The 13,258-nt window shown below is 66.2% G+C and carries 10 protein-coding genes; 6 read left to right on the forward strand and 4 right to left on the reverse strand.

Translation table 11 applies throughout. From position 1 onward, the window contains the following. Nucleotides 1–54: 54 nt before the first annotated feature. Together lepB and E2K99_RS13170 are read right to left on the reverse strand one after the other, a co-directional pair. Nucleotides 55–747, reverse strand: coding sequence for a signal peptidase I (lepB, locus tag E2K99_RS13165; protein WP_134222497.1), 693 nt, complete (start codon nucleotides 745–747; stop codon nucleotides 55–57). 49 nt (nucleotides 748–796) lie between these two features. Beyond that, nucleotides 797–2,182 carry a CoA transferase gene (locus E2K99_RS13170; RefSeq protein WP_134222498.1) on the reverse strand — a complete coding sequence of 462 codons (1,386 nt, stop codon included), beginning with the start codon at nucleotides 2,180–2,182 and terminating at the stop codon, nucleotides 797–799. 101 nt (nucleotides 2,183–2,283) lie between these two features. On the opposite strand from E2K99_RS13170, the gene E2K99_RS13175 reads away from it, so the two are divergent. The 6 genes from E2K99_RS13175 (at nucleotide 2,284) to E2K99_RS13200 (ending at nucleotide 11,819) form a co-directional block, all read left to right on the forward strand. Further along, the gene (locus E2K99_RS13175) at nucleotides 2,284–3,468 is read left to right on the forward strand and encodes a citrate synthase family protein (protein ID WP_134222499.1); all 1,185 of its coding nucleotides are present in this window, start codon (nucleotides 2,284–2,286) and stop codon (nucleotides 3,466–3,468) included. Nucleotides 3,469–3,700: 232 nt separating this feature from the next. Continuing rightward, nucleotides 3,701–5,161 carry an efflux transporter outer membrane subunit gene (locus E2K99_RS13180; RefSeq protein WP_240733714.1) on the forward strand — a complete coding sequence of 487 codons (1,461 nt, stop codon included), beginning with the start codon at nucleotides 3,701–3,703 and terminating at the stop codon, nucleotides 5,159–5,161. 55 nt (nucleotides 5,162–5,216) lie between these two features. Beyond that, nucleotides 5,217–6,461 carry an efflux RND transporter periplasmic adaptor subunit gene (locus E2K99_RS13185; protein ID WP_134222501.1) on the forward strand — a complete coding sequence of 415 codons (1,245 nt, stop codon included), beginning with the start codon at nucleotides 5,217–5,219 and terminating at the stop codon, nucleotides 6,459–6,461. Then, complete coding sequence (locus E2K99_RS13190; RefSeq protein WP_134222502.1) at nucleotides 6,458–9,610, forward strand: efflux RND transporter permease subunit; 3,153 nt, start codon at nucleotides 6,458–6,460, stop codon at nucleotides 9,608–9,610. The genes E2K99_RS13185 and E2K99_RS13190 overlap by 4 nt, the downstream gene beginning before the upstream one ends. Nucleotides 9,611–9,706: 96 nt before the next feature. Further along, entirely contained in the window at nucleotides 9,707–10,399 is a 693-nt protein-coding gene (locus E2K99_RS13195) for a heavy metal response regulator transcription factor (protein ID WP_134222503.1), read from the forward strand. Next, nucleotides 10,392–11,819, forward strand: coding sequence for a heavy metal sensor histidine kinase (locus E2K99_RS13200; protein WP_134222504.1), 1,428 nt, complete (start codon nucleotides 10,392–10,394; stop codon nucleotides 11,817–11,819). The genes E2K99_RS13195 and E2K99_RS13200 overlap by 8 nt, the downstream gene beginning before the upstream one ends. 31 nt (nucleotides 11,820–11,850) lie before the next feature. Here the strand turns inward: E2K99_RS13200 and E2K99_RS13205 are convergent, their stop codons facing one another. Together E2K99_RS13205 and E2K99_RS13210 are read right to left on the reverse strand one after the other, a co-directional pair. Continuing rightward, nucleotides 11,851–12,801 (reverse strand): 2-hydroxyacid dehydrogenase, encoded by a 951-nt coding sequence (locus E2K99_RS13205; RefSeq protein ID WP_134222505.1) that lies wholly within the window; start codon nucleotides 12,799–12,801, stop codon nucleotides 11,851–11,853. Continuing rightward, on the reverse strand, nucleotides 12,798–13,214 hold the full coding sequence (locus tag E2K99_RS13210) for a VOC family protein (protein WP_039787428.1): 417 nt from the start codon (nucleotides 13,212–13,214) through the stop codon (nucleotides 12,798–12,800). The genes E2K99_RS13205 and E2K99_RS13210 overlap by 4 nt, the downstream gene beginning before the upstream one ends. Nucleotides 13,215–13,258: the final 44 nt, after the last annotated feature.

Genomic DNA, 13,258 nt, shown 5'->3' on the forward strand with positions numbered 1-13,258 from the left:
GCGATTGACAGCAAAAAAACGAAGATTTTTGTGACAAAAATCCCGGAAATCTCATTACTGCATCGTCACCGCGTCCAAGGGACGGCCGAAACGCTCCAGACGCGGCTTGTAGAACTGGTCGGCATCCAGGGAGAAGGCGATGCGACGGGTGCGCCCCATCAGTTCGCTGCGGGCGAAGAAGCCGAAGTAGCGCGAATCCATGCTGTTGTCCCGATTGTCGCCCAGCATCATGTAATGATCGGCCGGCACCACCACCGGGCCGAAGCTGCTGTGCAGGCTGGGATGGGCCTCCGACAGGCGCACCAGGTGATTCATCCCGTCCAGCCTTTCATCGCGGTAGTGTGCCTGGTCGACGCCATCTCCGCTTTCGGGACGCGCGTGCGCCGGGCCGTAGCTGGCGGGCTGGCCGTTGATGAAGAGCACGTTGTCACGCAACTCCACCACATCGCCTGGCAGGCCGATGATGCGCTTGAGCAGCAGTTCGCCGGCCTGCCGCGAATCGATGGTGACGATATCGCCACGCTGCGGTTCGCCCAGGCGCAGCAGGCTGATGTGGGTGAGCGGCAGGCGCAGGTCATAGGCCAGCTTGTCGACCAGGATGCGGTCGCCCACCATCACGGTCGGCAGCATGGAGCCGCTGGGCACCACGTTGTAGTCGGCGATGGCACTGCGAAACACCACCATCAGCGCGATGAAGGCCAGCAGGCCCTTGTTGGCTGCTGCCAGTTGTTTGAGGGGGAAGCTCATGTTGCCGTCTCGTTGTTTGTTTTCACGAAGACCACCATGCTAAATGAATTCAGCTCCATGCGGGCTGGACGCTGCGCAAGGGCGAGGCCGGCCGGTCCCACGCCATCTCGGCCACCCCCACGCTGAGCGGGCCTCGCAGGCGCCGGGCCGGGCCCCAGACGGTCATTTCCAGATGCGGATGCACATCGGCCATCGTTTCGGGGGCCAGCGGCGATTGGCCTGAGGCGGCCGGATAATCGGCCAGCAGGCGGGCAGTACGGGCCAGCGACAAGCGGTATTGGCTGCCGCCACCGGTCTGGCGCCGGGTGAGCCCGCGCACGGCGGCCGCCGCCATGAGATAACCGGTCGCATGGTCCAGCGCCTGCACCGGCAGCGGTACCGGCTTGTCGCTGCCGGCGGCGCGCATGCCGGCCTCGGCAATGCCGCTGCTCATCTGCACCAGGCTGTCGAAGCCCCGCCGCGACGACCACGGACCGCTCCAGCCGTAGGCATTGAGGGCCACATCGACCAGCCCGGGGTTCAGTTCGCGCCGCCGAGGCGCACCCAGCCCCAGGCGCTCCAGGGCATCGGCACGATACCCGTGCACCATCACGTCGGCCTGCCGCACCAGCGCTTCCAGCACGGCGCGCCCGGCTGGCTGGCGCAGGTCCAGTCCGGCGCAACGCTTGCCGAGCGTCATGTCGGGAACCACGCCGGGCTCCTCCCACGAGGCCGGGTCGATGCGCAGCACATCGGCCCCGAAAGCGGCGAGCAAACGCGTGGCAGTCGGGCCTGCCAGCACCCGCGTCAGATCCAGTACCCGCACCCCGGCCAGTGGCCGCACCGGGTCCACCGGGCGCGGCGCGGCCGCAGCCGCATCGAAGTAACGGCAGGCCACCAGCGGCTCGGCCGCCACGGCCGCGCCTTGCGGATGGCTTGCCCATTGCGCTTGGCTGCGCATTTCGGCGGCGCAGCCGCCGTGGGCTACCACGGCGCTTTCCAGTTCGCTGGCGCGCCAGCCCGAGACGGCACGACCCACGTCCTCGCGCGTGGCCTGCCCTGCATCCAGCCCCAGCGCTGCCAGGGCTGCGGCACGGTGATGGCTGGCGTTGGTGTGCAGGCGGATCCAGCCATCGGCGGCGCGGTAATCGCCCGCTACCGCATCCCACAAAGGCGGCGGCGCCCAGCCCTCGGGCCGCAGGCTGCTGCTGAACCACATCGCTGCAAGGCGGCGATCGCAGCTCACCTCGGGGTAAGCCCCGTCGGCATCGCTGACCAGCCCGGCCAGCGCGAGTCCGGCTGCCGCTATCGATGCCTGGGCCAGGTCCGTGGTGGCAAACACCGACGACAACCCGCCCTCGCCCGTCAGGCGCACGGCGGCAAGAGCGTCAGGATCGCCGTCGAGGGCGCTCCACATCGTGGCAAGCATGGCTTGCGAGGGGGAAAGGGATGTCATGGCAATCCTCGGAATGAAAGGCGATGACTGCAGGATACTAGCCTTGAATTAATCGTCAATATTGATTAATTTAATCAACTTGTCTGTCTTTCAGGGCCCCCATGAGCCGCTATCTTTCCTCTTCCGAGGCCGCCACCTTGCTCGGCGTATCCCGCCAGACGCTCTACGCCTACGTCAGCCGCGGCCTGCTGCACGCCCATCCCGGCGGGCAGGCCCGCGACCGCCGCTACCTGGCCACCGAGGTCGAGCGGCTGGCCGCCAGCCGTTCCCGTGGACGCAAGCCGCGCGAGGTGGCGCGGGCAGCACTGGACTGGGGCTTGCCGGTGCTGGAATCGGCGCTCACGCTGATCGAAGACGGCCGGCTCTATTACCGGGGCCATGATGCCGTGACCCTGAGCGCCGAGGCCAGCGTCGAAGAGGTTGCCGCCCTGCTCTGGGATTGCGCGGTGGAGGATGCCTTCGGCCCGGTGCCGCCGGCCCGGCCGCCGCGGCCGGAGAGCGTCCAGTCCGAGTGGAGCGCAGGCCGCGCCGAGCAGACCTTGCTGCCGCTGTTTGCCCTGGCCTGCGCCGAAGACATCGGCGCCCAATGGCACCTGCCGCTGCCGCGCCAGCTGGCCAGCTGCGGCTTGCTGGTACGCCGCCTGGCCGCCTGCCTGCTCGGAACGGCGCCTTCCACCGCGCCCCTGCACCAGCAATGTGCCAGCGCCTGGGGACTGGATGCGGCCGGTGCGCAGCTGGTACGCCGTGCCCTGGTGCTGTGCGCCGACCACGAACTCAATGCCTCGGGTTTTACTGCCCGATGCATCGCCTCGACCGGCGCCAACCTGCAGGCGGCCGTCATCGGCGGGCTGGCCGCGCTGTCCGGGCCGCTGCATGGCGGCACCACGGCGCGTGTCGAAGCCCTGCTCGAGACGCTGGATGAACAGGACGATCCCGCCGCCAGCCTGCGCCAGCGGCTGGCGCGCGGCGAAGAGCTGCCCGGCTTTGGCCACCATCTCTATCCACAGGGTGACGTGCGCGCTTCCGCCCTGCTGGCACCGCTGCTGCCGGTCCATCCGCGCTGGCAGCAAACCATCGAGGTGGTCCGCGAACTGACCGGCCATCCCCCCTCGGTGGACTTTGCCCTGGCCGCAGTGCGGCGCCATCTGCACCTGCCGCCCGGCAGTGCCTTCGGCCTGTTTGCGCTGGGGCGTTCGCTGGGCTGGATCGCCCATGCGCTGGAACAGGGCCGCGGCGGCAGCCTGATCCGGCCGCGGGCTGCCTATGTCGGTGTACGTCCTGGCTGACAAAATTGTCATGTTGATGTCAGCCTCGCGTTGAGCGGCCGGGCTTACATTAGCGCGGTAAGCAGGGGTCGGCCTCGGGTGCTGAGGGGTGCCGCGTGGCCGGCCAGTCCTTCATCCGCAAGCCATCATCGTGAGCCCTATGGTCGTCCCGTTTCGCCGCGTCGCAGCCAGCGCCCGTCTTCGTCATTTCACTCATCCCCCACAACACTCCCCCTTCCGCGCCAAGAAGGGAATGACGGTACTGGTGCTGGCCGCGCTGCTGGGCGGCTGCGCGGTCGGGCCCGATTACGTGCGCCCGGCCATGGATCTGCCCCAGGCCTACAAGGAACAAGGCCCCTGGAAAGTGGCCGCGCCGCGCCAGGCCGATGACCATCAACGCTGGTGGGAAGCCTATGGCGATCCCATCCTCAACGACCTGGTCAATCAGGCCAACGCCGCCAACCAGACCATCCAGCAAGCCGCTGCCCAGTATCGCCAGGCCCAGGCCACGGCCGCCGTGGCGCGCGCCAGCCTGTGGCCGACCGTCGGCGCGCAGGCCGGTGCGACCCGGGCGCAGACCAATACCAACGGCGTGCAACGCCTGGGCGACAGCTACACCGTGGGCCTGAATGCCTCCTGGGAAGCGGACGTCTGGGGCCGCATCCGGCGCGGTGCCGAGGCCGGCGATGCCAGCGCCCAGGCCAGTGCCGCCAGCCTGGCCGCGGCCCGCCTGGCGATCCAGGCCACGCTGGCGCAGAACTACCTGCAACTGCGCGTGACGGACCTGCAAAAGGATTTGTACCGCCGCACGGTCGAGGCCTATACCCGTTCGCTGCAACTGACCACGCATCAATACGAAGCCGGTACCGCCCTGCGCTCCGACGTGGCCCAGGCGGAGACGCAGCTGCGCTCGGCCCAGGCCCAGCTGATCGACCTGGACGCCACCCGCAACCAGCTGGAACACGCCATCGCCATGCTGATCGGCAAGGCACCGGCGGCCTTCAGCCTGGCTCCCCTGCCAGCCGCGGCGCCCACCGACAGCGGCATGGATGCCAATGCCCTGCGCCTGCAGGCCAGCCTGCCGCAGATCCCGGCAGGTTTGCCCTCCGACCTGCTGGAGCGCCGCCCCGACATCGCCAATGCCGAACGCCTGGCCGCTGCCGCCAACGCCAATATCGGCGTGGCCCGTGCGGCTTACTTCCCGACCCTGACCCTGTCGACCACCGGCGGCTACAACAGCGCCTCGTTCGCCGACCTGTTCAACACGCCCAGCCGCGTCTGGTCGCTGGGTGCAGCGCTGGCCGAGACGCTCTTCGATGGCGGCGCGCGCACTGCCCGCAACGACGCTGCGATGGCGGCCTATGACGCTGCCGCTGCGCAATACAAGCAGACCGTCCTGGCCGGCCTGCAGGACGTGGAAGACAACCTCTCCACCCTGCGCGTGCTGGATCAGGAAAGCGCGGCCCAGGCCCAGGCCGTCAGATCGGCGCAGCTGGCCGAACGGCTGGCGATGAGCCAGTACCAGGCCGGTACCGTGACGTATCTGTCGGTCGTCACCACCCAGGCCACCTCCCTGACCAACCAGCGCAGCGCAGTCACCCTGCTGGGCCGCCAGCTGGTCGCCAGCGTGGCGCTGATCAAGGCCACCGGCGGTGGCTGGCAGGTCGGACAGACCGATCCGGCCAGCATGCAGGCACCGATGGCAGCGCGCTGATGTGCGCGGCCCATCTTCCGAATCCCATGTGCATTTTCCAGGACGAGTTTCAGGCATGACCACCTCACCCAACTCCCCCAAGACTTCCCCGACTCCGCAACGCTCCCCGCTGGCCATCGTCGTGGCGACGGCCCTGATCCTGGCCGCCGGCGTCGGCGGCTGGAGCGCCATGCAACGCGCCACCGCAGCCGATCAGCCCGCAGCCAAGACAGCACCACCGGTATCGGTCTCGGTGGCCCGCGTGCAGGAGCGCGATCTGCCGCTGTATCTGGCCGGCGTGGGCACGGTCACCGCCAATGCCAGCGTGGTCGTCAAGACCCGCATCGACGGCCAGCTGGACAAGGTCGGCTTCGAGGAAGGCCAGGAGGTCAAGAAGGGACAACTGCTGGCGCAGATCGACCCGCGTGCGCTGCAGGCGCAACTGGCGCAGGCCGAGGCGCAACGGGCCAAGGATGCGGCCACCCTCATGAATGCGCGCCTGGACCTGCAGCGCTACACCACCCTGCGCAGCCAGGATGCGGCCACCCAGCAGCAGCTGGATACGCAGAAGGCGCTGGTGGCGCAGCTGGAGGCAGCGGTCAAGACCGATGAGGCGCAGGTGGCCTATGCCAAGGTGCAACTGAGCTACACCACCATCAATGCGCCACTCTCGGGTCGTGTCGGTGCGCGCCTGGTCGATCCGGGCAATATCGTGCATGCGGCCGATGCCAATGGCCTGGTGGTCATCAACCAGATCGATCCGATCACGCTGGTCTTCACCCTGCCGGAAGAAGCCGTGGTCGGCATCAACCGGGCCCAGCGCAACAGCCAGCAGCCGCTGAAGGTGGTCGCCTATGCGCGCGACTCTCAGGAAGTACTGGCCACCGGCAAGCTGATCCTGCTGGACAACCAGATCAACACCACCAACGGCACTGTGCAGTTGAAGGCACGCTTCGACAATGCCGAACACAAGCTGTGGCCGGGCCAGTACGTCAATGCCCGCCTGCAGATGAACAGCCACGGCAACGCCCTGACCGTGCCCGCTGCCGCCATCCAGCGCAACCAGCAAGGCACTTATGTCTATGCCATCGACCAGGACGACAAGGCCAACATGCAGCCGGTCAAGGTCGACCGCATCCAGGACGGCGTCGCCGTCCTGGCCGCCGACAGCGGCCTGACGGCAGACCAGCGCGTCGTCATCGACGGCCAGTACAAGCTCAAGCCGGGCAGCCGCATCGTGGAAAGCAAGCCGCAGCCGGCCAAGGGCGCTGTTGCTGCTGCGCCTGCCGCCAACGCTGACGCGAAAGGAAGCACCAAGTGAGCGTCTCCGCCGCCTTCATCAAGCGCCCCATCGGCACCACGCTGCTGGCCATCGCCATCCTGCTGGTGGGCATCGCGGTGTGGCCGCTGTTGCCGGTCGCGCCCTTGCCTCAGGTCGATTTCCCGACCATCCAGGTGACCGCGCAATTGCCGGGAGGCAGTCCCGAGACCATGGCCTCCAACGTGGCACAGCCGCTGGAACGCCAGTTTTCGCTGATCGCGGGTCTCTCGCAGATGACCTCGCAGAGCACCCTGGGCAGTACCCAGATCACCCTGCAGTTCGACCTCAACCGCAACATCGATGCCGCCGCGCTGGACGTGCAGGCCGCCATCAACGCCTCCACCGGCCAGTTGCCGGCCAACCTGCCCAATCCGCCGACCTTCCGCAAGATCAATCCGGCCGATTCGCCCATCATGATCATGTCGGTGCAGTCCGATGCGCTGCCGCTGACGGTGGTCAACGACTATGCCGACAACATCCTGGCCCAGCAGATCTCGCAGATCTCGGGCGTGGGCCTGGTGAGCGTGAACGGCCAGCAGAAACCGGCCGTGCGCATCCAGGTCGATCCGGCCAAGATCGCTACGCTGGGCATCAGCCTGGAAGACATTCGCGGCGTCATCGCCACCACCACCGTGAACCAGCCCAAGGGGACGGTCGATGGCGCACGCCAGGCCTTCACCGTCTATACCAACGATCAGTTGCTCAAGGCCGAGCAGTGGAACGACATGGTCCTGGCCTGGCGCAATGGCGCGCCGATCCGCGTCAAGGACATCGGCATCGCCATCGACGGTCCGGAGAACAACAAGATCGCCGCCTGGGCCTTTGCCGGTGCGGCCAATACCGCCGATCACACCATCAGCAATGGCCGCTCCATCGTGCTGGCCATCACCAAGCAGCCCGGGGCCAACGTGATCGAGACCGTGGGCCGCATCAAGGCCGCCATGCCACGCCTGCGCGCGGCCATCCCGGCGGCGATCAACGTCAATACCCTGATCGACCGCACCCAGACCATCCGCGCCTCCGTGGAGGATGTGGAATTCACCCTGGTACTGACCATCGCGCTGGTGGTGATGGTGATCTTCGTGTTCCTGCGCAATGTGGCGGCCACCCTGATCCCGTCGGTCACGGTGCCGCTGGCCATCATGGGCACGGCCGGGGTCATGTACGTGGTCGGCTACAGCCTCGACAACCTCTCGCTGATGGCGCTGACCATTGCGGTCGGTTTCGTGGTGGACGACGCCATCGTCATGCTGGAAAACATCTACCGCTACGTCGAGGAAGGCATGTCGCCGCTGGAAGCCGCCCTCAAGGGCGCGGGCGAGATCGGCTTCACCATCATCTCGATCTCGGTGTCGCTGGTGGCGGTGTTCATTCCGCTGCTGCTGATGGGTGGCATCGTCGGGCGGCTGTTCCGCGAATTTGCGGTGACGGTCACGCTGACCATTGCGGTCTCGGTCATCATCTCGCTCACCCTCACGCCCATGCTGTGCTCGCGCTTCCTCAAGAACGAGCATGGCCGCCAGCACGGCAAGCTGTATCAATGGTTCGAGCGCTGCTTCGATGCCATGCTCAATGGCTACAAGCGCGGGCTCGACGTGGTGATGAAGCACCAGTTCATTACGCTGATGAGCTTCATCGCCACGGTGGCCCTGACGGTGGTGCTGTTCATCTTCATCCCCAAGGGTTTCTTCCCGCAGCAAGACAATGGCGTCATCGTCGGCTTTGCCGAGTCGGCCCAGGATACGTCTTCGGCGGCCATGCAGGAACGGCTGCTGAAGGTGGCCGAGGTGGTGCGCAAGGATCCGGACGTGATCGGCTTTGCCATGAGCGCCGGTTCCACCACCTTCAATACCGGACAATTCTTCATCGCACTGAAACCCAAGGATGAAGGCCGCACCACCAATGCCGACGAAGTCATCGCGCGCCTGCGTCCGCAGGTGGCCAAGGTGCAAGGCGTGAACCTGTTCATGCAGGCCAGCCAGGACATCAACGTCGGCGGCCGTCTCTCGCGCACCCAGTACCAGTACACCATCACCGACACCGACCTCGATGAACTGAACGTCTGGGCACCGCGCATGCTGGAGCGTTTCCGGCAGCTGCCGCAGCTGACCGACGTGGCCTCCGACCAGCAGAACCAGGCAGCAGCAGCGGTCATCACCATCGACCGCGCACGCGCCTCCAGCTTCGGCATTTCGCCTTCGCTCATCGACGCCACCATCTATGACGCCATCGGCCAGCGCCAAGTGGCGCAATACTTCACGCAGATCAACAGCTACCGCGTGATTCTGGAGGTGACGCCACAGTTGCAGAAGGATCCTGCACTCTTCGACAAACTCTACCTGACCTCGCCCCTGACCGGCCAGCAGGTGCCGCTGTCGACCTTCGTGAAGGTCGATACCACCAAGACCTCTTACCTGTCGATCAGCCACCAGAGCCAGTTCCCGGCGGTGACGATTTCCTTCAACCTGGCCAAGGGCGTCTCGCTGGGCGAGGCGGTGGACATCATCCAGAAGACCAAGGACGAGATGGGCGTGCCGCAGACCCTGGTGGGCAACTTCCAGGGAACGGCCAAGGCCTTCGGTGATTCGCTGGCCTCGCAGCCTTATCTCATCGCGGCCGCCCTGATCGCGGTCTACATCGTGCTGGGCCTGCTCTACGAGAGCTACATCCATCCGCTGACCATTCTCTCCACGCTTCCCTCGGCCGGCGTGGGGGCACTGCTGATCCTGATGATCGGCGGTTACGACCTGTCGGTGATCGCCCTGATCGGCATCATCCTGCTGATCGGCATCGTCAAGAAGAACGGCATCATGATGATCGACTTCGCCCTCACCGCCGAGCGCACCCAGGGCCTGAAGCCGGAAGAAGCGATCTACCAGGCCTGCCTGCTGCGCTTCCGTCCCATCATGATGACCACCATGTGCGCCCTGCTCTCGGGCCTGCCGCTCATGCTCGGCCATGGTGCCGGCTCCGAGCTGCGCCGTCCGCTGGGTTATGCCATGGTCGGCGGCCTGGTGCTGTCGCAGGCGCTCACGCTCTTCACCACGCCGGTGGTCTACCTTTACCTGGACCGTGCGCACTACTGGTACGAACGCAAGAAGAAGGCAAGGCAGGAACGCAAGGCCGCGCGCCTGGCGCAGGAACATTGACTCCGTAGCCTGTTCATCAACAAGGGGAGCCGGGAAGGTAGAATCCGGCATGGGCCGGCGCCGGGGAATGTTCCCGGCGCGGCCAGTGGAGACCGAATGAAGATCCTGATAGTCGAAGACGAGCAAAAGATGTCCGAATACCTCTGCAAGGGCCTCACCGAGCAGGGATGCGCGGTGGATGTGGCCAGCAACGGCATCGACGGGCAGCACCTGGCGATCCAGCATGACTACGACGTCATCGTGCTGGACGTGATGCTGCCGGGCCTGGATGGCTTTGCCGTGCTGCGTTCGCTGCGTACCGTCAAGCAGACGCCGGTCATCATGCTGACCGCGCGCGACAGCGTGGAAGACCGCATCAAGGGCTTGCATGATGGCGCCGATGATTACCTCATCAAGCCGTTCTCCTTCCTGGAACTGCTGGCCCGCCTGCAGGCCCTGACCCGCCGTGGCCGCGTGCAGGAAGCGCCGCAGCTGCGCATCGGCGACCTGCAGATCGACCTGATCTCGCGCAAGGCCTTCCGGGGCGGGCTGCGCATCGATCTCACCGCCAAGGAGTTCGCCCTGCTGGCCGTGATGGCACGCAGACAGGGCGAGATCCTCTCCAAGACCGCCATCGCCGAACTGGTCTGGGACATGAATTTCGACAGCAATACCAACGTGGTGGAAGTCGCCATCAAGCGCCTGCGCGCCAAGATCGACGCGCCCTTCGAGCAGAAGCTGCTGCATACCGTGCGCGGCATGGGCTACGTGCTGGAGCCGCGCGCCACCTCCGAAGCCGGCGATGAGTGAGACCGCTGCCACGCCGGTCAAGAAGCGCCGCCTGCCGCTGCGCCAATCCATCACCGCGCGGCTGGTGCTGATGTCGGCGGCGTCGGCCCTGTTGATCTTCGCGGTGGCCGGCGTGGTGCTCTACACCGTCCTGAAGGGGGAACTGCTGCGCCATGAGCGCGATGCCCTCTTCACCACCCTCAATGACATCAGCTACCAGATCGAGCGCGCCGGCAATACCGAGCGCTGGGCCCGCGTGCAGTTGAAGCTGTCGACGCTCTCGCAAGCCGACCAGCACGTGTTCTTCTGGATCGCCAGCGATGATCCCCGCTACACCTATGGCGACCTGACGCGGCTCGCGCCCTCGGCCATCAATCATGCCGACGGCAAACAGGTCGGCCGCCTGCACCTGCCGGGACGCGCCTATCCACTGCACATCATGACGCGCACCCTGCCGGCCTTCGAGGTTCGTCCTGAAGTGCGCGTGACGGTCGGTGTCGATGGCGCTCCCTACTTCGAGATGCGCCGCACCTTCCTGCTGGCCACCAGCATTTCTTCGCTGCTGGGCATCGTGCTGGCGGTCATCTCCAGCTACTGGATCGCTCGAGCGGGGCTGGCCCCGCTGCGGCGCATGTCGGCGCGCGCGCAAAGCTTCTCGCCACGCAAACTGTCAGCTCGCATGCCGGTGGAAGCCTTGCCGGAAGAATTGTCGGTATTGGCCGATGCCTTCAACGGCGCGCTCGAACGCATCGAGCAGGCCTATACGCAACTGGAAGCCTTCAATGCGGACGTGGCCCATGAGTTGCGCACGCCGCTGGCCAACCTGATCGGCGAGACCCAGGTGGCGCTGGCGCGCGAACGCAGTGCGGGGGAATTCAAGGACGTGCTGCAATCGAACCTGGAAGAGCTGGACCGCATCCGTTCCATCGTCAACGACATGCTGTTCCTGGCGCGATCCGACCAGGGCGAAGCAGCCACTGCCCGGGTACCGGTGCGGGTCGCCGAAGCGGTGCAGAAGACCGTGGATTTCTTCGAGTTCGTGCTGGACGACACCGGCATGTCCATCACCGTGGCGGGCGATCTGGAGGCCACGGCCACCATGGAAACGGCGCTCTTCAAACGCGCCCTCACCAACCTGATCCAGAACGCCATCCAGCATTCGCCGCAGGGCGCGCAATTGCGCATCGACATTTCCGGCGGCGAAGAGATGGTGCGCGTGGCCGTCACCAATCCCGGCCCGGCCATCGACGAGCAACACCTGCCGCGCCTGTTCGACCGCTTCTACCGCGTCGACAGCGCGCGCCAGGACATCAACGGCAGCCACGGCCACGGCCTGGGGCTGGCCATCGTCAAGGCAGTGGCCCGCATGCATGGCGGGCGCGCTTTTGCCAGCAGCAGCGGCGGGCACAATACCATCGGCTTCACCATCGCGCGCCAGTGAGCGCGCCGGTTGTGCGCAATGGCGCAATGACTCAATAACCTCGCTTGAGATCCACGTTGGCGGCGATCTCGCCGGTGTTGCGATAGCGGCGGATATTGGCGGCAACGATGGCTGAAGCGGTACCCGAATCGGTCGGTGCCGAACAATGCGGCAGTACCGTCACCGCAGGATGCGACCACGGCCACGCCTCCGGCGGCAAGGGCTCGGTAGCGAACACGTCCAGCACCGCGTGACGCAACTTGCCTGCATCCAGCGCCTGGCGCAGCGCCTCATCATCGATGATCGGCCCGCGTGCGAAATTGATGAGATCTGCCTGCGGGGGCAGCAGCGCCAGCCGCGCTGCATCCAGCAGTCCGCGCGTTTCGGCCGTCAAAGGCAGCAGGCAGACCAGAATGTCGGTCTGTGCCAGCATCTCCGCCAGCCCGTCCATGCCGCTGTAGGTCCGCACGTCCGGCACGTTGCGCGCACTGCGGCTCCAGCCCAGCACCGGGAAACGCGCCTGGCGCAATGCCACGGCTGCCGCTTCACCCAGCGCGCCCAGGCCGAGGATGCCGACGCGGCGCTGCTCCGGCAGCACATAGTCCAGCGGCCTCCATTGCCGCGCCTGTTGCTGGCGCGCGTAATGCGGCATGTCGCGATGCAGGTAGAGCGTCCAGGCCAGCACGGCTTCGGCCATGGTGGCGGCCAGGCGCGGATCGACCAGGCGCGTGATCTGCAAGTCGCTCTGTCCGAGATCGGCCACCAGCCGCTCCACCCCCGCCCAGACGCTATGCACCCACTGCAGTTGCGGCAACAATGTCAGTTGCGCCGGATCAGGATTGGCGACGATGGCCACGCGGCATTGCGCGCGTTGGTCTTCGTCCAGCTCGCTGAAGGCGATGATCTCTTCCTCCGGCATGGCTGCACGCAGAGCCTGCAACCATGCCGCTACCGCAGCGGCATCACTCTGGCTGACGAAGGGGATGGGCGCAGGCGCACTCATTTCGCGTACACCGTCGCCAGATCGCGGAAGCCCTTGACTTCGATGGGGTTGCCCGAGGGATCGAGGAAGAACATCGTCGCCTGCTCGCCCGGCTCGCCCGCAAAGCGGATCTGCGGGGCCAGCACGAATTGCACCTCGCCGCTGGCGCTGAGGCGATCCGCCAGTTGCTGCCATTCATCCAGTTGCAGGATCACGCCCAGATGCGGCATCGGCACCAGATGATGGCCGACATGGCCGGTATTGCTCACGGCAAACGGTTCACCCAGGTGCAGCGAAAGTTGATGGCCGAAGAAATCGATGTCGACCCAGGTTTCGGTGCTGCGCCCTTCGGCGCAACCCAGCAGGTCGCAATAGAAGCGGCGCGACTGGTCGAGGTCGCGCACGTGGTAGGCCAGGTGGAAGATGGATGGCATGGACAGTCCCGGATCGGCAGGCAGGTTGCGAAAGCCGACAAGCA

It is taken from the genome of Herbaspirillum huttiense, assembly GCF_004367745.1.
In the GTDB taxonomy this organism is placed as follows: Bacteria; Pseudomonadota; Gammaproteobacteria; order Burkholderiales; family Burkholderiaceae_D; genus Herbaspirillum; species Herbaspirillum huttiense.

Bases quoted from the DNA above. Each gene is read 5' to 3' on its own strand.
- lepB (WP_134222497.1), bottom strand. From the start codon at position 747: ATGAGCTTCCCCCTCAAACAACTGGCAGCAGCCAACAAGGGCCTGCTG.
- E2K99_RS13170 (WP_134222498.1), bottom strand. From the start codon at position 2,182: ATGACATCCCTTTCCCCCTCGCAAGCCATGCTTGCCACGATGTGGAGC.
- E2K99_RS13175 (WP_134222499.1), top strand. From the start codon at position 2,284: ATGAGCCGCTATCTTTCCTCTTCCGAGGCCGCCACCTTGCTCGGCGTA.
- E2K99_RS13180 (WP_240733714.1), top strand. From the start codon at position 3,701: ATGACGGTACTGGTGCTGGCCGCGCTGCTGGGCGGCTGCGCGGTCGGG.
- E2K99_RS13185 (WP_134222501.1), top strand. From the start codon at position 5,217: ATGACCACCTCACCCAACTCCCCCAAGACTTCCCCGACTCCGCAACGC.
- E2K99_RS13195 (WP_134222503.1), top strand. From the start codon at position 9,707: ATGAAGATCCTGATAGTCGAAGACGAGCAAAAGATGTCCGAATACCTC.
- E2K99_RS13200 (WP_134222504.1), top strand. From the start codon at position 10,392: ATGAGTGAGACCGCTGCCACGCCGGTCAAGAAGCGCCGCCTGCCGCTG.
- E2K99_RS13205 (WP_134222505.1), bottom strand. From the start codon at position 12,801: ATGAGTGCGCCTGCGCCCATCCCCTTCGTCAGCCAGAGTGATGCCGCT.
- E2K99_RS13210 (WP_039787428.1), bottom strand. From the start codon at position 13,214: ATGCCATCCATCTTCCACCTGGCCTACCACGTGCGCGACCTCGACCAG.